The organism is Inediibacterium massiliense, from assembly GCF_001282725.1.
Taxonomy (GTDB): domain Bacteria; phylum Bacillota; class Clostridia; order Peptostreptococcales; family Thermotaleaceae; genus Anaerophilus; species Anaerophilus massiliensis.
Window position 1 is genome coordinate 201,545 of record NZ_LN876583.1, and the last position, 21,264, is coordinate 222,808.

Sequence of the window (21,264 nt, forward strand, 5' to 3'; positions counted from 1 at the left end):
ATAAGTTTATACACTCAGACTGTTGAGAAAGTATATTATAGCAAAGTCATAGAAATTAGGAACAATTATTAAGAAGATGTTTTTTTATGAATTTATCTATAAACTCTATGTATAAGTTTATTCAATCTATGTCATCCTATAAAATAAAGATTATATTCTACTAAACTTAAAAGGGAGTGGTATTTTGTATATTGTTTATCATGATGTAGGTGGAGCACATTCTACTATTGTAGCCGCGGCTATTCATTTAAATCAACTACCCTTAGATTATATTCCAGATAAAAATGAACTTCTTGCACTTCCGTTATTTGATAAAATACAAAAAAAAGATATAGCAAGACTGATTTATCATGGAAAAGATGAATATGGTCATTCTATCTATACCATTGGGAGAAAAAATTCTGCTCATCTTGTAGTCAATGCTATTGAAACGGTATTTCAGATGTTGAACTTTCCTCAAAATGAAATTTTATGTGTAGACACATCTCCTGCTGTAAACAACTTGATGCGAATAGGAGGAGGCAGTTCTAGAAAATTTGGACTTGTATCCTTTGGAAGACCTATTGTCACTTATGGAACTTTAAAAGCTTATTCAAATATTTCTGAAATTGTAAAAAAAACAAAAAGAAAAATAGTACCATAGATGAAGTACTATTTCATAAATTTAATAATTGTTTGTAATACCTTATCTACCTCTTCTTTGCTAATCATATCCTGATCACCTAATAAGCAATCTTTTGCATGCTCTTGTAATATAATAAGGCCTACTTTATGAATAGAAGCTCTAATAGCTGCAATTTGAAGAAGAACATCATTACAACTTTTTGTATCTTCCTCAATCATTTTTTCTACTCCAGCTATATGTCCCTTTATGGTTCTTAATCTATTAATTAAATCCTTTTTTGAATCCATATCTATATCCTCCGTTCAAATTCTTTTCATATTATTGTACCACATTTTATTCATTTATATAATTTCCTAAAAAATAAGAAAAAATTATAAAAATAGTGTCACTTTTATACTCTCATCAATATGATATATTAAGAGCGCAATCATTGTTCTTTAAAAGGGGGATATAAACATATGGAACAAAATAAACAATGTTTATTTGGCTGTGGGAATGACATCTGGATTTGGATCATTGTAATATTTTTCATATTTTGTATTTGCGATGGTGGCTTTCCATTCTTTGGACTTGGAGACAGATAAAATCATGTATGAGCCATCCTAAAAAATCCTTTGTCTTTTATGCAAAGGATTTTTTACTCTTTAAGAAGTTATATACATGAATAAATTTTGGATAGCTTTAGAAAGTTAGCTTTTCATCAACTTTTAAGCAACGGAAATTCTGAATAAAATGAAAGAATTTCGCTTAAGCCATGAGCAATTCCGAGAGGAATATGCGAATTTTTTTAGGCACAGATGTCCTATAAATTTCATAGACTATAGTATACAAAAGAAAAATAAAATATTAAATTTTTAAAGGAGGTATATATGATGGCTAATGCACAACAATATGGATATGGTTGTGGATATGATAGCAGTTTATTATTTTTCTTCTTACTTCTAGTTATTTTATTCTGTGGTGGCTGGGGATATGGTTATTAGTAGTAATTTTTTCTTTCTTAAAAAGAGAATTGGGCATTCACCCAGTTCTTTTTTTTAAGGAATAAATTCTATGCATAAAATAGCTATTGTACAAATATATTATTAGTACAATGTCAACGTAGCGAGGTGATTCATTTATGTTAAAAATTCTTATTCTCAAAAGACGAACTCTATATATTGCACTTGTTCTCCTGATCATATTACTGATTGGAATTGTTTTTTTTACACTCTCAGGTTCAGATGAAACTTTTTTAGATTCAGAAAGAGTAAAATACAATTATAAAAAGGTATCTTTTGAACAAGCAAAAATACTTTTAGAAAAAAATCCAGATACAATTGTATTTGATATTCGCGATGAAGATGAATATTTAGAGGGACATCTCCCTAATGCTACACAACTTACTTATAAAGAACTTAAAAAAAAATTAGACTATTATAATCCAGACAATATTTACATGATCTACGGAGAAAGTGATAAAAAAAGTGAAAAGGCTGCAGAAGTTATGGCTAATAATGGTTTCTCAAAGATTTATATGCTCAATGGAGGCATGCAAGATTGGCCATATGAAATTGAATAATATAAAAATCGCATGTTCCTTATAAGAACATGCGATTTTTATATTGAAATTTATTGAGGAGGTATTGTTTTATTAGGTGGAACAACTGCATTTCCTGTTTTGGCATCAATATGCAATATCCAGTACCCATAATCTCCCTTTTCTGCTTTCTTATCTTCTAGAGAATGCCAGTAAACAAATCCTGTTTTTCCTTCGTAGGGCTGTTCATTTTTTATAAATCTTCCTGGAACGCCATATAAATAGTAAGCCACTTCTCCTTTTTCATTTTTCATAATTCCAAAAATATAATGTTTATATTTATAAATTGAAGGAGGACATGCTGACGTATAAGGTGTATAAGGTATATAAGTATACATATAATTGGTATATCCATAAAAAGGAAGGAAATTTCTATATAACGTTTGTTGACTACAATCAATTTTCCACCATGTGCAGTTTTTCATATTCTTTTCAAAAGGCTCTACAATTGGATAATACTTCAATATGTTTTCTACATATCCACTCACCATTTTAAAATACTGTTGATAATACTCATAAGGATTTTTACAATCATAAGCTTTCATAGCATTAGATTCCTGAGCATACTCATTTTCTTCATATCTCCTAAACCCATTGATAATTCTTTGGTGGTAACTATACTCCTCAACCTTTTGTTTGTTCTCTTTATCATTATCTTGTGTATTTCTCATAATTTTTTCTTCCATTTCTTCTTTTTCTTCTTCCTGTAAATCTTTTGGATAGTCTTTGTTTTGAACTTCCTCTTTTTCTATCTCTTCACTCTCTTTATAGATTTCTTGATTTTGCTCTATTTTGATATCTTCCTTCTCTACTGTATCTTTCTTCTCTTCAATATCTTTCTTCTCTTCCTCAACCTCTTTTTGTTCTGTATCTTGCTTATAAAGATCTTCTTCTTTCGTTTCCACTTTTTCCTCTTTTACTATTGTTTCCTCTTTTACTTTATCTATACTTTGAGTGGCAGGAGTCTTTTCTAGATCAGAAGATTTTTTTTGATTCTCTTCTACAACATGTTTAAAAGCTACTTTCTTTTTATCTATAAATCCTACTAAAGGGGTAGCTACTTCTTTTTCTATTTCTCTTGGCTTTGCCATAATTGCAATAACATTAAAATCCGTAATAGAATGACCTTTTCCATCTACATTGTCAGGATCAAACTTCCAACTTAGTTCTCCCTTTCCATCTTGATCCATCATAAATGTTCCATTTTCTATACAAATATGATTCTTCGTTCCAATTAAGTATCCTTTATACATATACTCTGCATCCTCAAAGTATTTCATATTCTCGATATAATGATTAAGTACTCCTTTTCCATTTCTAGTTTCGATCTTTGTATATCCCTTTGGCATTTTTCCTTCTTTATTTTGGAATCCTTTATCTTCATGATCTAGTATAATAAAGTATCTTCTATACTGTTTCCTGTCCATATTCACCATCCTCTCTTTTATCACTTACTATTAATATATGTACCAACTAGTAAATAAGTTCTTTTTTCGCAAAAAAAATAAGCCTTTAAAGGCTTATGTATTCATATACTACATCTGATAGTTTTCCAAATTCTTCTATACTCAATGTCTCTCCTCTACGATTTTCCTCTATATCACTTTTTTGTAAAATTTCCTTAAGTATCTCTTTTTCTAAACCAAGTCCACTATTAGACAATGCATTTAATATGGTTTTTCTCCTCTTTCCAAAAGCTGCTCTCACCACTCTAAATAATAACTTTTCACTTTTTACAACTACCTTTGGTTTTTCTAATACATCTAAACGAATTACTGTAGATTCTACATTAGGTTGAGGAATAAATACAGATCTAGGAACCTTTGTAATAATTTTAGGATTACAATAATACTGAACGGCTACAGATAAAGCTCCATAATCTTTTGTATTTGGGTTTGCTTGCATTCTATCTGCAACCTCTTTTTGAATCATTACAACCATATTTTGAATGGGTACTTTTTCTTCTAAAAATTTCATGATAATAGGAGTCGTTACATAATAGGGAAGATTGGCTATGACTTTTACAGATCTCTTTTCACATTTTTCCCCAATCAATTGATGTAAATCTATTTTTAGAATATCTCCATTGACTACCTCTACATTATGACAAGCACTTAGAGTTTCTCCTAAAATTGGAATCAGTTTTTTATCAATTTCTACTGCAATGACTTTTGAAGCTCTTTCTGATAATGCTTGAGTAAGTGTTCCTATTCCAGGTCCCACCTCAATGACTGCATCCTCTTTTCCTACATCTGCTCCATCTACTATTTTTGTCAATATATTTTCATCAATTAAAAAATTTTGTCCTAAGCTTTTTGAAAATTTAAATCCATATTTACTCACAATCTCTTTTGTTTTATAAACAGAAACTAATTTTTCCATAAAACTCTCCTATCTAAAGCTTTTTTAGAGCTTCTTCAAATTCATCTCTTGTAATTGCGTAATTATTTAATCGACTTAGAAACTGTTTTGCATTGGCATAACCAATTCCTAATATTTTTCCTATTTTATCTCTTCTTTCACTTGCTTGATTAGATCCAATAAGATCATTACGAATCAAATCAATTTGTTTAAATTCATTTCTCTTTTCTTCACTTTTAGACCGAACTTTACTTAAAGCTTCAATAATGCTTTCAGCAGATGCATTTTCAATTCCTATATCTCCATTTTTCGTAGCTTCTTCTCTTGGTAAAAATGCATGCTTACAACCTGGTATTCTCTGATCTATTCTTTTTCTAATGGTTTCTCCTGCATGATCTGGATCTGTAAAAATAATCACGCCTTTTCTTTCACTTGCTAGTTCTATCCTTTTAAATGTATTTTCTTTAATCCCAAAACCATGGGTAATAATAATCTCTGCATCTACTGCTGCTTTTACAGCAATTTCATCATCTCTTCCTTCTACTACAATGACTTCCTTAATCATATTTTTCACCTACCCTACATTTTTATCCTTAAAATATTGTACAACATACCTAAACGATTGTAAAATACAATGTTTTTTACTTTGATAAATGTCAATACATATGTAATTTCGACATTTTTTGTTGACAATCCCATATTTAGGTACTAATATGTAACAGAGGCCTCGATATTAATTATCATTTTCAATAATTTTTTATTATTTATTGACTCTAATTATCATTTACAAACTACATTAAAAGGAGGTTTATTTATGGATTTACACCATAAAATTGTTAAAAAAATAAGTTATACTTTAGTCTTTTGCTTATGTTTTGTAAGTATTTTTTCGGGCATGTTTCCTACCTTTTCTTACGCCAATGAAAAGCCTAATTTGTCAAAAGATCTTTGTGCCAAATATGGAATTGATGAAAATTTTGAAGGTGAATTAATTATTCAATACAAAAAAATAAAAAAACATAATACTTTAAGAAGTTTATTTTCTCAATCAGAAAGTACTCCTACAGAACAAGAACCTATACTATATAACGTTGAAAGTGGAGAAGATGTTTCTGATGTTTTAGAAGATTTAACATATGATGGTGAAATTGAATACATAGAACCTAATAGAATCTATCGAATTTGTAAAAACTTATCTGATGACTTATCTGAAAGACAAACTGTAAATTCTACTGTTTATAATAACAACGAAGAAAAAAATGAAATAAAAGAAGAAATTTCTAAAGAACAAATACAAAATGAATCAAAAAAAGATACAACAAAAGAAGATGAAGTAAAAGAAGAAATCAAAGAAGAAAAAATCACTGAAGAAATGCAGGAAGATGTAAAAGATAAATACATAGATTACCAATGGGCTCTAAAAGATATACAAGCCTTTGATGCTTGGAAAAGAATAGGAAAAAATAAGCACAAAGCAGTAGTAGCCGTTTTAGATACAGGAGTAGATTACCATCATCCTGATTTAGAAGGAAAAATTATAGAAGGTGAAAACTTTGTAAAGGAAAGACAAAATGGAAGTAAATATCCTTACAATTATGGTGTAATAGATGACAATGGCCATGGAACATTTGCATCGGGAGTGATAAGCGCTCACTATAATAATAAATTAGGAATCGCTGGACTTGCTGGTGACTTAAATGTAGAAATTCTTGCTGTAAAGGTTATGAATGATGAAGGAGAAGGAAATATATTTGAAATCTCAGAAGGTATTCGATATGCTGCTGATAAAGGAGCAGATATTATCAACCTAAGTCTTGGAGGAGAAGGCTATAGTCAAACCATGGCCAATGCAGTAAAGTACGCACAAGAAAAAGGTGTATTGGTAGTTGCAGCTGCTGGAAATGATGGAAAAGATGGAAGCAATTTTTATCCTGCTGCATACCCTGGTGTTTTAACAGTAGGTGCTATTGGAGTAGATGATAGTATTGCTAAATTTTCAAACTATGGGGAAGCCTTAGATATTATGGCTCCTGGTGTACAAATTTACTCTACTTCTATTCCTAAGGAAGCACAATTTGGAAATGAAGAAGAAGGATATTATGCTCAATTTAATGGAACATCCTTTGCCTGCCCTTATACTGCCGGTGTAGCTGCTGTATATAAAATTGTTCATCCTAATACTACTCCTGAAGAAATTAAAGAAGCATTGATTCAAACAACAGTAGATCTTGAAGATATTGGTTGGGATGAAAAAACAGGATACGGTAAATTAAATATGTATGCTGCTGTAAATCCAAATATGAATATTGATCGATTGATTAAAATAGAAGGTTTAAAAAGAAATGACTATTTAAAAGATGAAGTAACTTTAAAAGCAAACATTTTAAAAGATCAAGATGAAATTGATAAAGTAGTATTTTATTTAGATAAAATCTCTAAAGACCATAAAATTGGAGAAATGGAAAAAGGAAATTCTAATAAATATTCTATCCATTGGAATACAAAAGATCAAAAAAATGGAAGCTATGAACTCATTGCTGCAGCTTATGCAGGAGAAGAAGTGAAAGGAACAGATACAATCTCTGTAAAAATCATCAACGAAGTTACAAATGGTATTTTACTTGAAGTCAAAGATCCTGATGGAAATGTAGCTGTAAACTCTTTTGTAAACGTATATGTAAAAGATCCTGAGCATAATAACTATGACAGAATCTATACAGGAAAAACAAATGAACTAGGACTCACAAGAATCCCAGGAACTTTAGGAAAAGATCTTAAAAAAGTATATGTAATGATTCAAGGATCTTTTGACTGCAAAGAAATGAAAAGAGGAACATCTATATTTATGTATCAAAGAGAGTTAGAAGGTCCTGGCGAATTTAAAATTACAGGAGAAAATACTCAAGCTGTTCAATTTAAAACCATCAACAAAGGTGGCTCTGAAATTACAGATGTGGCTTATTATGCTACTGTAGTAGACAAAGATGGAATCAATATAGGAACTACAAATGAACTCAATAACAACAAAGAAATGGCTCCTGTTATTTTTATAGATGAAGGAGATTATGACTTTTTTTCTTACAGCAAAAAAGATGGAGAAACTTATTTCTTAACTCAATGGGCAAAACATATTCAAAAAGGAAGTCAAAAATATGAAATGCTATTTGATGGAACAAAAACAGGGCAAGTACATTTGGTTACAGATACTGAAACAAAAGTAAAATCAGGTATTGTCTATCTATACAATGACAAAACCAATACTTCTTTAGGTATGAAGCTTGGAGGAGAAAATATTTATGTATCTGCTGATACTTATCGTTATAAAATAGATGCAAATGTGGCAGACCCTGAAAATAAACAAGATTGGATCTATACCTTTGATAGTGGTAAAACAGGTATTGTGATTCCAGAAAATGAAGTAGTAGATGTAAAGGTTGGAGGAGGTCTTCACATTAGTCACTTTGACTTAAGCTATGAAGCTGTAGAAGATCATGTATTAGAAGCCAATAAAACATATAATCCTGAAAGCATTCAGTTTATAGAAGAAAATGGAGAAACTATCGTTAAATTTCCTATTGGATATGAATTATTTCAAACTATGAATCGTTTTTCAGATGATTATGGGAATTTCTTGTGTCAAATCAGTAGAGGAAATCTAAGTAAAGCAAGTATTGTCAAACAAGAAGATACACTCCAAGTACAAGATGATGATGAAGATGATAGCAAAGTACTTCTTCCTCGTTTTAGAGTTTTAGATGAAAATGATGAATGGATTTATCCTATTTATTGGGACTTAATGGGTGGTCATGAAGATGGAGAAAAAAGCAAAAATTTCTTTGAATTAACTTTTTGGGATATTATGAGTTTAGATGGAAAGACAGGAGATTATCATCTTCAACTTTCTTTAGAGGAAAATCCTCTGTCTAAAGAAAAATTGGCAAAACAAATGACTGTACGTCTTTATGATGAAGGAATCCATAAAATCGTAAGTCATGATCCTAAGATGATTACAAAACATGTAAGCTGGAGAAATGCTTTAACTGTTCCTTATGTATATATATATAGTCTTAAAAAAGGAAATGATGTAGATGCTGTAAGCAGTGCATCTTTAAAAGAAGAAAACCCTATGGGTGGTGGAGAAGTGGATGCAGTCAGTACAGCATCTATAAACTCTAGCTCTTATCATTGGGAACAAACCTACGGATCATGGGGAAATAAATATCAAGATGAAGATGATTTTGGTACCGTTGCATTAGATTCTAGTATCAAATTATCAAAAGAAAAAAATGGAAACCTTGCAGTCATTAGATATACTCTCGCAGATGATAAAACATATATCTATTTATTTAAACCTTTTACAACCTTTGACGATTTAGATACAGAAATTCATTTGGACAAGCTTGATCTTAAAAAAGTTACTCTTCATGATTTTGAAATGAATAATAAAGAAGTAGAACATATGCAAAATGGTATCAATATTATTTATCAACCTAAGATAGAAAAAGAAAACAAAACTATGCCGATTCGTATGCCTATCTTTACAAAAGACGTTTGGGTAGAAAATGGAGATTATAGCTTTGATGGTCAATTTATCACCCATGCAGATGCTAACGGAAATCAAACAAATTATTATGTAGTTGCAAAGGATATAAAAGTAGATGAAGATAAAGAAATTCATTTTGATGCTTCTAAAAATGCAAAAATCATATTAGATCCTATAGTAAAAGGATATAAAAAATGGAAAGGTGCAGCTCTTCTTCCTTTTAGCAACTACAACCATACCTTCAAAATTGAAGAAAGCCAAGGAAGTATATTCTATGTTCCTGCTGATATTGACTATGATAGTATGAATATTGTATTAGGTCTTGCTGATAATGAAAAACCATCTTATATCTGGAACTACCTACTACAAATGCCTAAATCCCTAAAGCTTGAAGCAGGAAAAGAATATACTATAAAGGTTGGAGGTACATTCAAACCTTTAGTAGAATTACAAAAGAATTCCTTTAAAAACAATGACAAACTTATAGGTTACGCAGGAGTATTAGATGAATTTGGAAATCGCCTTTTAAGCACTAGAATTTCTGCAAATCATGAATGGTTTGATGTAAATAGAAAAGATACAACCACTACCCTATATAACCTTTCTCATAAAGGAATTTGTGCATCCACTTATGCTGATAAAGAAGATTATGTGATTCAACATGATACAACAGATGATGCAAATATTGTCTATCCTTATATGAGACTTTACAAAATAGAAAATGGAGTAGAAAAAGTTTTATATAATGAATCAAAAGCTCATTATTATCATGGTTTTGATGAAAGTTTAGTTAGTCTTTTAAGTGGAGATTATCGTGTAGAAATGGCCTTTGCAGGTAGTCCAAATGGACCTGTATTTACTTCTAAAAATGAAGGGTTATTCAAAATGAATACAAACAGTTCCAACTCTGGTTCTTCTATCAAAGGATCTTCAAGTGGTGGAGGCGGAAGCAACAAAACTACTCCAAAGCCAACAGAAGAAAAACAAAATCCATTGAATTCAATAGATCTTGAGAAGTTCATTCAAAAAAATAAAAAAGAAATTAATATTTCATTAGAAAAAGATCATACCAAAGCATCTTTTACTGTAGATTCATTAAATCTAGCTTTAAAAGAAAATAAAGATATGATTATTCATGTCAAAGGAGAAAATGGAGAATATTCTCTTCCTATCTCTTCATTAGATATGAAAAAGCTTCAAGAAAAATTAGGACAAGCTCCTAAAAAAATTAGTGTTTCTATTGAACCTAAAGAAAAAGACAATTCTATAAAAGATATTTTATCTAATAAAAATGTTAAAATACTTTCTACACCAGTAGAATTTAAAGTATTTGCTTTAGGAGAAAATAATTCATCTGTAGAAATCAAAGATTTTAATAACTTATATATCAATGCTATAATTCCTATTGAAAAAACATTCAATAAAAATAAAGCCACAGCAGTTTCATACGATCCAAAAAATAACTCTTATGATTTTGTTCCTACTACTTTTAAAGAAATAGATGGCAAATGGATTGCAAAAATAAAATCTTCTTCTAATTATATGATCACAATTGTAGAAGGAAACAAAACCTTTGATGATGTACAAACTCATTGGGCAAAAAAAGAAATCGAAAATCTTGCTTCACGATTTATTATCAAAGGAATGAATGAAAACACATTTGCTCCTGATTCAAATATCACAAGAGCTGAATTTGTCACTCTTTTAGTAAAAGCTTTAGGTCTTAAAAATACTGAAAGTAATAAAAAGTTTGTAGATATAAATTCTAATGACTGGTATAAAGATTTTGTATTAACAGGCGCTCATTATGGATTAATCAACGGCTATGAAGATGGATCTTTTAAACCAAATCAACCTATTACTCGTCAAGAAATGGCAGTGATCATTGAAAAAGCTATGAAACTAGGAGGAAAAGCTCCTCAAGAATATGATTATGACAAAACTCTTAAAGTATTTGATGATCAACAAAAGATTAGTGATTGGTCTAAAGGTGCTATATCTACTATGATTCATTCAGGAATTGCCTCTGGAAGAACTGCTAGTCAATACGCTCCAACTGAAAATACAACTCGTGCTGAAACAAGTATTATGGTGTATCGTTTACTAAAATTCATAGACTTTATTGAATAAATATAAAAATAGACAGAGATCATTCTCTGTCTATTTTAATATATACACTAATACTTTTCTTCTTCCATATCTTTTTGTATCCTTGGGACTTTCAAAATAAAGATCAATCTTATTTCCTTTGATAGCTCCTCCTGTATCTTCTGCAACGGCAAATCCATAATCTGCTGATCCGTCTAGTGCTTTGATATACAATTTTGTTCCTAAAGGAATCACCTTAGGATCTACTGCTACCACTCCTGGTCTTACCCTTGTTCCACTACTTGTAATCCCATGATAAGGATGTCCTGGATATTTTCCTGTACTGGCATAAGAACAATCATACGCAGTAGCCGTCATTTTCACAACATTTTTAGCACTTATGCTACCTCTAGAAGTAGCTACATAAATGGCTGTTCCTTTTTCTACAATTTCGTTTTTAGGATTTACTATAATCTTTTCTTCTACCCATTCCTTGGAAGTTTCTACACCATCTTCATAAATAATTTTATACTTAACTTCCTTTTCTCCATTTTCCCCTTTTTGCATGATATTTATTTTGCCTTGATCTAGCTTTTGATTGTATTTGATAACACTTTGAAAGGGAATTGCCTCTTGTTGTGCTACTATTTTTTCTTTTACTCTAGCTATTTTTATAGTTTCGTCTTTTCCTACTTTTTCATCAAGAGCAGGCTGTACTTTATCCTTTTTTCCTACCTTAATTTTATGTTCTTTCAAAATATCTTCTACTTTTTCATAGGCAGTCATCACTTGGATATCTTTTTGATCTGCGTAAACATTTACAGGATGTGCTCGTTTGATTTGTATGATCATTCCATCTTTGACTTTGCTGTCTAAAGGATAAGATACTTGGTCATGATCACCTAATACAAGATTTGATTTTTGAATGGCATTTGCTACATTTGAAAAAAGAACTTCTAACTTTACTGCTTTATTTCCATCTTTAATTGTAATCTGTTTTGTCAATGCAGTACTTCCTAGAAAGATCCCTATTAGCACAACCAGTCCCAGAATGATGAAATTTCTTTTGTTTAGAAATTTCATATTCCTAAAGTGTGTTTCCATAGGTTTTAGCCTCCTTATTTTTAAGTAGAATTCTAAAAAATGAATTCTACATTTTTGAAAAATCTAACATTTGGTTGATTTTTCCTGTTCCTTTGAAGAATCTATAGTATTTTACACAAAAAACTTTCATAAGTCAAATTTTTGTATAATAATTTACAAAGAAATTAAATTTTTCTATATTTATTATTTACATTAAATCCATTTTTATACATATTTTCTTTTTCGCCACTTTTCCCAGGAAATTTCCAAAAAATAAATAAGAAGGATTTCCTTCTTTTATCTTATAGACAAAGTCATAAAAACCGTCACTGATTTTCAAATTTGGAAAATATATAGAAACGATCGAAAACAGCATTACAAACTCGCTATGCTCAAACAATGTAATGCTAAGCATTTTCTCACTTATTCTATATTTTCACAAATTCTCAATAAATGTTCCTTATTTTTATGACTTTTCTAAATATACTTTGTCAATAGTCCATAAGAAGAGATTCCTTCTTTATACTTTATTATATTCAAAATATTATTTTTTCATGCTATAAAAATACCCTTTTTTTATTCACTTAATCAAAAATTTCGCATATAAAATAGGATAGGCCAAAGGCCTATCCTATTTTATATTAAAAAACTTCTTTGCATTTTCCGTTGTTTGATGAGCTACTTCCTCTATAGAAATCCCTTTGATATTTGCAACTTTTTCTGCCACATACTTTACATAAGACATTTCATTTCTTTTTCCTCTGTAAGGCACAGGCGTAAGATATGGAGAATCTGTCTCCACAAACAAATACTCTAGAGGAATACTTTCTACTACTTCTACTGTTTTTCTAGCATTATTAAAGGTTACAGGTCCTGCAATAGAGATATATGCTCCAAGCTTTATATATTGTCTTGCAAGCTCTGCACTGCCTGAATAACAATGAAGAACTACTCCTGTCTCAAAAGCCTCTTCTTCTTTGAGTATCCTTAAAACATCATCATTGGCTTCTCGATCATGAATAATAATAGGAAGCTTTACTTCCTTTGCTAGATGAATTTGTCTTCTAAACCATTCTCTTTGCAAATCCCTTGGAGAATGATCATAATGATAATCAAGACCAATCTCACCAATGGCTACTACCTTTGGCTTTTTAGATAATCCTTTGAGTAAAGATAGTGTAATTTCATCCATATCCTTTACATCATGAGGATGAACTCCTACAGCTGCATATACCATATCATATTCTTTTGCCATCTCAATTGATCTTACTGAAGTCTCAAAATCTGATCCAGGATTGACAATATAAGATATGCCATTTTCTTGTGCTCTTTTGATGATTTCATCTCGATCCTTATCAAATCTAGGATCATCTAAATGGGCATGTGAATCAAATAACATTTATTTTCCCCCTCTAGCTTACTTGAGCTCCTTCATTTATATCGGCAGTAACAAGAGTCAACTCTTTTCCATCTGCTGCAGCTAAAATCATTCCTCTGGATTCTTCTCCTCTTAGTTTAATAGGCTTTAAATTTGTTACTACTATTACTTTTCTTCCTACTAACTCTTCAGGACTGAAATGCTTTGCAATACCAGATACAATTTGACGTACTTCTTCTCCTATTTTCACTTGAGATACAAGCAATTTATCTGCCTTTGGATGCTTTTTGCACTCTAATATTTTCCCTACTTTTAAATCTACTTTGTCAAAATCATCTATGGTAATTTCTGGTTTTTGCACAATTTCTTTTTTCTCTTCTTTTGGTTCTGGTTTTTGATTCATTTTTTCTAGTTCTTCTAACTCTTTTGCAATATCAATTCTTGGGAACAAAGCTTCTCCTTTATGTACTTTGATTCCACTTGGAATTTTTCCAAACTCTAAAGTATCTTCCCAAGAAGTTGCCTGTCCATGATCTATTCCTAATTGATTCCATATTTTTTTCGCTGTGATATGCATAAATGGCTCTATAAGAATAGAGATCATTCTGATACTATCTGATAAGTTATATAGCACTGTATCTAGTCTACTCTTTTTGTCTTCTTCTTTTGCAAGTGCCCAAGGCATAGTTTCATCAATATATTTATTTGTTCTTCTTACAAGTTTCCATATCTCTTCTAATGCATTACTAAAATCTAAATTATCCATTTTTTCTTCTACTTTTTTAGATACACCTACTGCTAATGTTTTTAAATCTTCATCAAATTCTCCTTCTTCTATAGGTGCTGGAATAATTCCTCCATTGTATTTTTCAATCATTGCAACAGTTCTACTCACTAGATTTCCCAAATCATTTGCAAGATCAGAATTGATTCTATTGAGTAATACTTCATTTGTAAACACACCATCTTGACCAAATGAATATTCTCTTAAAAGGAAATATTTTAGTGCATCTACTCCATATTTTTCTACCAATACTACAGGGTCTACTACATTTCCTTTTGATTTGGACATTTTTCCTCCTTCTAGTAAAATCCATCCATGTCCAAATACTTTTTTAGGAAGAGGAATTTCTAGTGCCATCAGCATTGCTGGCCAAATAATTGTATGGAATCTTACAATTTCTTTTGCCATTAAATGAACATCTGCTGGCCAATATTTTTTATAATCTCCATCTACGTCTTCTGGATACCCTAAAGCTGTAATATAATTTGATAGTGCGTCTAACCATACATAAATCACATGCTTTTCATCTATAGGTACAGGTATGCCCCAATCAAAGCTTGTTCGAGAAATACATAAGTCCTCAAGTCCTGCCTTTATGAAGTTTACCATTTCATTTTTTCTTGAAGCAGGCTCTAAAAACTTAGGGTTTTCTTCAAACAACCTAAGAAGTCTATCTTGATATTTAGATAATTTAAAGAAATAAGCTTCTTCTTTTGTTTTTTCTACAGGTCTACCACAATCTGGACACTTTCCATCTACTGCTTGAGTTTCTGTCCAAAATGACTCACAAGGAGTACAATACAATCCTTCATATTCACCCTTATAAATATCTCCTTTTTCATAAAGCTTTTTAAATATTTCTTGTACTCTTCTTTTATGAAAATCATCTGTAGTTCGAATAAAGAAATCATAAGAAATTTCCATAGTTTCCCATAGTTTTTTAATACCATCTACAATCGTATCAATATATTCTTTAGGCTCCATTCCCTTTTCCTGTGCTGCCTTTTGAAGCTTTTGACCATGCTCATCAGTTCCTGTCAAAAACTTTACATCATAGCCTGTAATTCTTTTAAATCTTGCCATAGCATCTGCTGCTACCGTACTATAAGTATGTCCAATATGAAGATTCGAACTTGGATAATAAATAGGTGTTGTAATATAAAAAGTTTTTTTACTCATAAATTTTCCTCCTCTTTTTCTTTCTTTTTCTAAGCTCCAGCTGACCTCTTCTCCACTCTATAAGCCCCCAAAACAACATGAATACATGCCCTGCTAAAGTAGGAACTAGCTTGCTTACTCCTTCTGTTTTTGTATACTTAATTACAACAATTGAGAAAGGCTCTGGATCAAATAAAATAATAGTAATGCCTACTACTATATAAATAATTGAAATAAAAATGATTCCTTGTAAATAACCATAAATAAATCTTAAAAGAAGCGCCTTAGGCTTCCCTGATTTCAAAAGCATCACCTCATATCAAAAATTCACCACAAAAAAACCCCGTCCCAAAACAAGGGACGAGATCTACTCGCGTTACCACCCTAATTTGCCTATATTTCACAATATAGACCTTAGTAAGTGAAATTCACTTTGCACCTTTAACGGACGCAACTCCGGCATAACCTAAAACATTTTCAGCCATGCAGTTTAGGGGCCATCTTCAAGATATTACTTGCGCTAGTTCTCAGCAATCCTAGCTCTCTTTAGCAAATTTGTATCCTTACTCTTCCCATCATTACTATTAACCTTATTATATATATAATTTATAAAAATATACATGTATTGTCAAGGGATTTGTAAGGTTTTCATGTGAAACTATGCTCTTCTATTAACTTGTATAAAATAATTTGGAATAAACCATCCAAGACCTAACCCTATAGCATATCCTATAATCAATAATACAATATTATACATTTGAAGAATTCCTGTAAGCATAGGTCCAAACAAAAGCATAGTACAGATCGCAACTCCTACTTTAAAGAAATTTTCTAATCCTGCAAACATGAGGATTTCTCCATTTCTCTCCATCTTATTTTTTAAGAACAATCTATATCCTATAAATATCATAATCATAGCTGCAATTACTAATACTCCCATAATTAAATCCATTTGATCCATACAATCATGAAATATTTGTTTAGGAAACATATAAAATGGCAATGTGAAAAATCTTACGATATCTCCTATATTTTCAATGAATGTAGGATTAAAATGAATAGATAATATGTCTTGTATAGTAGCAGTATTCATCATCAAAAGTCCCCAAAATCCTCCAGGTAAAGACATAAATATAACTGTTAATATAGCTTGTGCAATAGTGGTTCCTACTAGCATTCCTATAAGCATGGAAAAGCTAAAAAATAACAACATGGGTACAAGACTTACATACAACCAATGAACTAAATCTGCATATCCATAAAGATGAGCTACTTCCTTCATGGAAGATCTCATCAAAAGAGTAATACCAAAGTTTAATATATAAGGAACAACCATTATGCTAAGTCCTGCCAATACTTTACTCATATAAATTTGCACTCTTTTATAAGGCATAACCCCTAAAAGCTCTAATGTCTTTGTTCTTCTTTCTTCTCCCAATAAAAAAGATGCCATCATGATAGGAAAAATAAGAAGAATTAAAAATTGTATAGGGCTTTCTCCTATTATAGGATCTGTAATCATATATGATCTCCAAGCCAACTCTTCTGTATATTGATAACTCATAGGATCTAAATTAGAAATCGCATTTAAATATCTAATATGACTCATAGGTAAATCTAAAAACAATAAACCAAACATAACAATTCCAAAAACCCAATTGAGTCTTATATCTTTTTTATATAAATTTTTATTAAAAAGTGAAGTCACAAAATTCATAGCCTTCCCCTCCCATCTTGTAAATAAATATTTCTTCTAAGCTCATATCTATAGTTTCTAAAAGGATTGGATCATGTTTTTTGATCTCTTCCATCACTTTTTCTACACCTTCTTTTACAACCATTTGATATACTTTCCCAACATTTTCTATTTTTAAAAGATCTTTATGTTCTTGAATTTCTTTAGGTATTTCTCCTTTAAAAGCTACTTGTATTTTTCTTACCTTTTCTTTTAGATCATCAATATTCGTTTGTAAAAGTATTTTTCCTTTATTCATCATTCCTATATGATCACAAATTTGTTCAAGCTCTCCTAGATTATGAGTAGAAATCAATACAGTAGTATTATTTAAACTCACTTCTTGTACAATTAAATTAAGTACCTCACGTCTTATCACAGGATCTAATCCACTGGTAGGTTCATCCATCACCATAACTTTTGGCATCATAGAAAGATTTAAATGTATAGCAAGCTGAGTTTTCATTCCCTTGGATAATTGTCTTATTTTTTTATGATCTTGTATAGAGAATAACTCTTTTAACTTTTTGTATCTTTCCTCATTCCAATCTCTATAAGTATGTCTATAAAAATCTACCATTTCTCCTACCTTAAATTGATTATAGAAGTTTTGAAAATCTGGTATATATGCAATTTTTCCTTTCATAGAAGAGCCATCTGTAAGCTTTTGACCATCTATAAAAATTTCTCCTTCATCTGGTGTATAAATTCCTACCATATTTTTAATCAAAGTAGTCTTTCCTGCTCCATTAGGACCTAATAAACCATAGATTGCTCCTTCCTTTGCAAATAAATTTACATCATCTAATATCTTATTTGCTCCTAATGATTTAGATACACCCACTACACTAATCATGTTTAGCTCCTCCTTCCAACTCTTTTATAATTTCATCAATTATATTCATAATTTCTTTTTTATCTATTCCCATATAATAAGCTTCTACAATTCCTTTTTTAAAAATATCTTTAAGCTCTACCATTTTCTCCCCATCCTTTTTTGCCTCATATTCCATAGATACAAAAGTTCCTTTTCCTCTGAAGGTTTCTATGACCTTTTGTCTTTCTAGCTCTTGATAGGCTTTTGCTACTGTATTAGGATTTAATGTCATCATCTTTGCAAGCTCTCTTACAGAAGGCATTCTATCTCCGGGTTCTAGTAAACCCTTTAAGATATTTTCTTTTACTCCTTCTATAATTTGCTGATATATAGGTGTACTGCTTCTAGGATCTATAATAAACATGTCTTCACCTCCTACATTGTACTCTTTGTATTATAAAACATAGTACACTTAGTACATATATAAATTATCACTTTCCTAAATATTTGTCAACAACAAAAAAGATGGACAAAGATTTGTCCATTTTAACCTATCATGTTATTACAAATCCATACAGATGCAATAACTGCTCCTATATGAGAAAGAATAGCAGCCAGCAAAGTATGCCTACTATCTTTGATTCCTATAGCTCCAAAATAAATAGCCATGGTATAAAATATAGTCTCTGATGATCCCATCATAGTAGATGATACTCTTCCTATAAATGAATCGGGTCCATAGGTATTTAGTAGATCACTTACAACTCCTAATGCTCCACTTCCTGATACCGGTCTCATAAATACTAAAGGGAGTACCTCTTTGGGAATGCCTAATGCATTTGTAATCGGAGAAAATATTTTGATAAATAAAGACAACGAACCAGAGTCTTTAAAAATACCAATGGCCAAGAATATAGCAATCAAATAGGGCATAATTCGAATAGATGTTTTAAAACCTTCTTTTGCTCCTTCTACAAAAGTTTCATAAATATCAATCTTTTTTATGATTCCATGCCCCAATATAATTGTAATCATCATAGGAAGCATCATCACTGAAATAATTTGTAATAAACTAACCATATTAACTTTTCCTTTCTAATATTTTGCAAGATAAAATACCTATCAATGTAGATACAGTAGTGGCTACTAAAGACGTACCTATGATTTCTGTAGGGTTTAAACTTCCTGTATCAACTCTAATCTTTAAAACAGATAGGGGAACAAGCTGAATAGAAGACATATTGATGACTAAAAACATGCACATGGCATTGGTAGCTTTTCTTTTATTGGAATTGAGGCTTTGTAAATCCTCCATAGCTTTGAGTCCTAAAGCTGTTGCAGAGTTTCCTGCTCCAAACATATTGGCCGCCATATTCATGACTATTGCACTCATGGCAGGATGATTTTTCGGAATCTCTGGAAATAAAATCCTCATAAAAGGACTCATCATTTTTCCTATTTTGTCTATAAGCCCAGATTTTTGAGCCACATTCATAAGGCCTAACCATACAGACATAATCCCTGTAAGACCTATGGAAAACATGACTGCATCTTGAGTATTTTTAATGAGTACATCATTGACAATATCTATTCTTTGTGTGATAGCTGCTACACCCATTCCGAAAAATATCATAAATACCCATATTTTGTTCATACTTCACCATCCTTCTATCCATAAACATATTCTTTACTACTTTATTTTTATATCAAAAAAATATTACACAAAAAAAGACGCCGAGGCGTCTTTTTACTAATCTAAACTATTAAGAAAGCTATAAACATAAGGAACAATTATTGAGAATTTGTGAAAATATAGAATAAGTGAGAAAATGGATAGCATTACACTGTTTAAGCGAAGCGAGTTTGTAATGCTATTTTTGACCGTTTCTATATATTTTCCAAATTTGAAAATTAGTGACGTTGTTTATACTTTCGCCTTTATACTAATCCTGCCAATACGGATGCTCTTACAATAATTCCTAAAAGCTTTTGTGTATGATCTACTACTGCAATTGGATATTTTGTCTCTACAGCTTTTGGGATGAGTTCTTGTACATACGTATCCGGATCTGTCTTAAAGTAATCTTGTTTTAAAATATCTTCAACACTTTTCTTTTCCTTTATTGCTTTTATGGTATCGTCTATAGAAATAATTCCTTTTAGTCTTCTTTCTTTATCTACTACAAAGATACTAGAAATCCCATGAGATTTCATTTCCTTCATAGCTACATTGAGTCCATCTTTACTAAATAAAAGAGGAGATGGCGTAAACATAATATTTTTTGCTTGTAAAATTTTTGTTCGATCAATATCTTTTATAAAGTTTTCAATATATTCATCAGCAGGATTTTCAAGAATTTCTTCAGGAGTTCCAATTTGCTTGATTTCTCCATCCTTCATAACTGCCACCCGATCTCCTATTTTAAATGCCTCATTCACATCATGTGTAATAAATATAATAGTCTTTTGAAGTTTGGCTTGAATATCTAATAATTCAAGCTGCATATCACGCCTTATCAGTGGATCTAATGCACTAAATGGTTCATCCATGAGTAAAATGTCTGGGTCGTTTGCAAGGGCACGAGCAAGTCCTACCCTTTGCTGCATTCCTCCACTTAACTCATGAATCATTTTCTCTCCCCAGCCTGAAAGTCCTACTGTTTCTAGTGTATCCTTTGCAATCTTTAATCTTTTTTCCTTTGGAATATCCTTTACTTCTAGTCCATAGGCTACATTTTCAAGGACTGTTCTATGACTAAAAAGTCCAAAATGTTGAAATACCATTGCAATATTATTTTGTCTAAACTCTCTTAATTCTTTTTTATTAAACTTTACAATATCTTTTCCCTCAAATAATATTTGTCCATCTGTAGGTTTGTTTAAAAGGTTTAAACAGCGAATCAACGTAGATTTTCCACTTCCTGAAAGACCCATGATGACAAATATTTCTCCTTCCTTTACTTCAAAGGATACGTTATTAATTCCTACTGTATGCCCTGTTTTTTTCTGAATTACCTCTTTTGTCATTCCTTCATTTATTTTTTTTAGTATAGATTTTGGATGTCTTCCAAATATTTTTGTTAGATTTTTCACTTCAATTTTTCCTGACATAG

The 21,264-nt window shown here is 30.8% G+C and carries 17 protein-coding genes and 1 other annotated feature; of the genes, 3 read left to right on the top strand and 14 right to left on the bottom strand.

Going from position 1 to position 21,264, the window contains the following annotated elements; translation table 11 throughout:
• Positions 1-184 precede the first annotated feature (184 nt).
• Positions 185-643 carry a DUF3189 family protein gene (locus tag BN2409_RS01295; protein ID WP_053954854.1) on the top strand — a complete coding sequence of 153 codons (459 nt, stop codon included), beginning with the start codon at positions 185-187 and terminating at the stop codon, positions 641-643.
• A gap of 8 nt (positions 644-651) precedes the next feature.
• Here the strand turns inward: BN2409_RS01295 and BN2409_RS01300 are convergent, their stop codons facing one another.
• Positions 652-912: a metal-sensitive transcriptional regulator gene (locus BN2409_RS01300; RefSeq protein ID WP_053954855.1), complete on the bottom strand. Its 261-nt coding sequence runs from the start codon at positions 910-912 to the stop codon at positions 652-654.
• A gap of 833 nt (positions 913-1,745) precedes the next feature.
• Here BN2409_RS01300 and BN2409_RS01305 point away from each other — a divergent pair.
• Positions 1,746-2,186 carry a rhodanese-like domain-containing protein gene (locus BN2409_RS01305; RefSeq protein ID WP_053954856.1) on the top strand — a complete coding sequence of 147 codons (441 nt, stop codon included), beginning with the start codon at positions 1,746-1,748 and terminating at the stop codon, positions 2,184-2,186.
• Positions 2,187-2,236: 50 nt separating this feature from the next.
• Here the strand turns inward: BN2409_RS01305 and BN2409_RS01310 are convergent, their stop codons facing one another.
• The 3 genes from BN2409_RS01310 to rnmV all read right to left on the bottom strand — a co-directional run bounded on the left by BN2409_RS01310 (position 2,237) and on the right by rnmV (position 5,130).
• Positions 2,237-3,631 (bottom strand): DUF7922 domain-containing protein, encoded by a 1,395-nt coding sequence (locus BN2409_RS01310; RefSeq protein WP_053954857.1) that lies wholly within the window; start codon positions 3,629-3,631, stop codon positions 2,237-2,239.
• Between the two features lie 85 nt (positions 3,632-3,716).
• Positions 3,717-4,586, bottom strand: coding sequence for a 16S rRNA (adenine(1518)-N(6)/adenine(1519)-N(6))-dimethyltransferase RsmA (gene rsmA, locus BN2409_RS01315; protein WP_053954858.1), 870 nt, complete (start codon positions 4,584-4,586; stop codon positions 3,717-3,719).
• A 13-nt stretch (positions 4,587-4,599) separates the two neighbouring features.
• Entirely contained in the window at positions 4,600-5,130 is a 531-nt protein-coding gene (gene rnmV / locus BN2409_RS01320) for a ribonuclease M5 (RefSeq protein WP_053954859.1), read from the bottom strand.
• Between the two features lie 249 nt (positions 5,131-5,379).
• Here rnmV and BN2409_RS01325 point away from each other — a divergent pair, with 249 nt between their 5' ends.
• On the top strand, positions 5,380-11,238 hold the full coding sequence (locus BN2409_RS01325; protein WP_053954860.1) for a S8 family serine peptidase: 5,859 nt from the start codon (positions 5,380-5,382) through the stop codon (positions 11,236-11,238).
• Positions 11,239-11,268: 30 nt separating this feature from the next.
• Here the strand turns inward: BN2409_RS01325 and BN2409_RS01330 are convergent, their stop codons facing one another.
• The 10 genes from BN2409_RS01330 to BN2409_RS01375 all read right to left on the bottom strand — a co-directional run bounded on the left by BN2409_RS01330 (position 11,269) and on the right by BN2409_RS01375 (position 21,262).
• The gene (locus BN2409_RS01330) at positions 11,269-12,300 is read right to left on the bottom strand and encodes a 3D domain-containing protein (protein WP_053954861.1); all 1,032 of its coding nucleotides are present in this window, start codon (positions 12,298-12,300) and stop codon (positions 11,269-11,271) included.
• Positions 12,301-12,910: 610 nt separating this feature from the next.
• Positions 12,911-13,678 (bottom strand): TatD family hydrolase, encoded by a 768-nt coding sequence (locus tag BN2409_RS01335; protein WP_053954862.1) that lies wholly within the window; start codon positions 13,676-13,678, stop codon positions 12,911-12,913.
• Positions 13,679-13,691: 13 nt separating this feature from the next.
• Positions 13,692-15,620, bottom strand: a complete 1,929-nt coding sequence (metG, locus tag BN2409_RS01340) for a methionine--tRNA ligase (protein ID WP_053954863.1) — start codon at positions 15,618-15,620, stop codon at positions 13,692-13,694.
• Positions 15,613-15,903, bottom strand: coding sequence for a hypothetical protein (locus tag BN2409_RS01345; RefSeq protein ID WP_053954864.1), 291 nt, complete (start codon positions 15,901-15,903; stop codon positions 15,613-15,615). The genes metG and BN2409_RS01345 overlap by 8 nt, the downstream gene beginning before the upstream one ends.
• A gap of 49 nt (positions 15,904-15,952) precedes the next feature.
• Positions 15,953-16,187: a binding site (T-box leader), on the bottom strand.
• 70 nt (positions 16,188-16,257) lie between these two features.
• Positions 16,258-17,316 carry an ABC transporter permease subunit gene (locus BN2409_RS01350; protein ID WP_053954865.1) on the bottom strand — a complete coding sequence of 353 codons (1,059 nt, stop codon included), beginning with the start codon at positions 17,314-17,316 and terminating at the stop codon, positions 16,258-16,260.
• The gene (locus BN2409_RS01355; protein ID WP_053954866.1) at positions 17,291-18,190 is read right to left on the bottom strand and encodes an ABC transporter ATP-binding protein; all 900 of its coding nucleotides are present in this window, start codon (positions 18,188-18,190) and stop codon (positions 17,291-17,293) included. The genes BN2409_RS01350 and BN2409_RS01355 overlap by 26 nt, the downstream gene beginning before the upstream one ends.
• Positions 18,183-18,575 (bottom strand): GntR family transcriptional regulator, encoded by a 393-nt coding sequence (locus tag BN2409_RS01360; protein ID WP_053954867.1) that lies wholly within the window; start codon positions 18,573-18,575, stop codon positions 18,183-18,185. Before BN2409_RS01360 ends, BN2409_RS01355 begins: the two co-directional genes overlap by 8 nt.
• A 122-nt stretch (positions 18,576-18,697) precedes the next feature.
• On the bottom strand, positions 18,698-19,231 hold the full coding sequence (locus tag BN2409_RS01365; RefSeq protein WP_053954868.1) for a spore maturation protein: 534 nt from the start codon (positions 19,229-19,231) through the stop codon (positions 18,698-18,700).
• A gap of 1 nt (position 19,232) precedes the next feature.
• Entirely contained in the window at positions 19,233-19,805 is a 573-nt protein-coding gene (locus BN2409_RS01370; RefSeq protein WP_053954869.1) for a nucleoside recognition domain-containing protein, read from the bottom strand.
• 284 nt (positions 19,806-20,089) lie between these two features.
• The gene (locus tag BN2409_RS01375; protein WP_053954870.1) at positions 20,090-21,262 is read right to left on the bottom strand and encodes a quaternary amine ABC transporter ATP-binding protein; all 1,173 of its coding nucleotides are present in this window, start codon (positions 21,260-21,262) and stop codon (positions 20,090-20,092) included.
• Positions 21,263-21,264 lie beyond the last annotated feature (2 nt).

Excerpts from the sequence above, each read along its gene's own strand:
- BN2409_RS01300 (WP_053954855.1), bottom strand. The coding sequence starts at position 912 with ATGGATTCAAAAAAGGATTTAATTAATAGATTAAGAACCATAAAGGGA.
- BN2409_RS01305 (WP_053954856.1), top strand. The coding sequence starts at position 1,746 with ATGTTAAAAATTCTTATTCTCAAAAGACGAACTCTATATATTGCACTT.
- BN2409_RS01310 (WP_053954857.1), bottom strand. The coding sequence starts at position 3,631 with ATGGACAGGAAACAGTATAGAAGATACTTTATTATACTAGATCATGAA.
- rsmA (WP_053954858.1), bottom strand. The coding sequence starts at position 4,586 with ATGGAAAAATTAGTTTCTGTTTATAAAACAAAAGAGATTGTGAGTAAA.
- rnmV (WP_053954859.1), bottom strand. The coding sequence starts at position 5,130 with ATGATTAAGGAAGTCATTGTAGTAGAAGGAAGAGATGATGAAATTGCT.
- BN2409_RS01325 (WP_053954860.1), top strand. The coding sequence starts at position 5,380 with ATGGATTTACACCATAAAATTGTTAAAAAAATAAGTTATACTTTAGTC.
- BN2409_RS01330 (WP_053954861.1), bottom strand. The coding sequence starts at position 12,300 with ATGGAAACACACTTTAGGAATATGAAATTTCTAAACAAAAGAAATTTC.
- BN2409_RS01335 (WP_053954862.1), bottom strand. The coding sequence starts at position 13,678 with ATGTTATTTGATTCACATGCCCATTTAGATGATCCTAGATTTGATAAG.
- metG (WP_053954863.1), bottom strand. The coding sequence starts at position 15,620 with ATGAGTAAAAAAACTTTTTATATTACAACACCTATTTATTATCCAAGT.
- BN2409_RS01350 (WP_053954865.1), bottom strand. The coding sequence starts at position 17,316 with ATGAATTTTGTGACTTCACTTTTTAATAAAAATTTATATAAAAAAGAT.
- BN2409_RS01355 (WP_053954866.1), bottom strand. The coding sequence starts at position 18,190 with ATGATTAGTGTAGTGGGTGTATCTAAATCATTAGGAGCAAATAAGATA.
- BN2409_RS01360 (WP_053954867.1), bottom strand. The coding sequence starts at position 18,575 with ATGTTTATTATAGATCCTAGAAGCAGTACACCTATATATCAGCAAATT.
- BN2409_RS01365 (WP_053954868.1), bottom strand. The coding sequence starts at position 19,231 with ATGGTTAGTTTATTACAAATTATTTCAGTGATGATGCTTCCTATGATG.
- BN2409_RS01370 (WP_053954869.1), bottom strand. The coding sequence starts at position 19,805 with ATGAACAAAATATGGGTATTTATGATATTTTTCGGAATGGGTGTAGCA.
- BN2409_RS01375 (WP_053954870.1), bottom strand. The coding sequence starts at position 21,262 with ATGTCAGGAAAAATTGAAGTGAAAAATCTAACAAAAATATTTGGAAGA.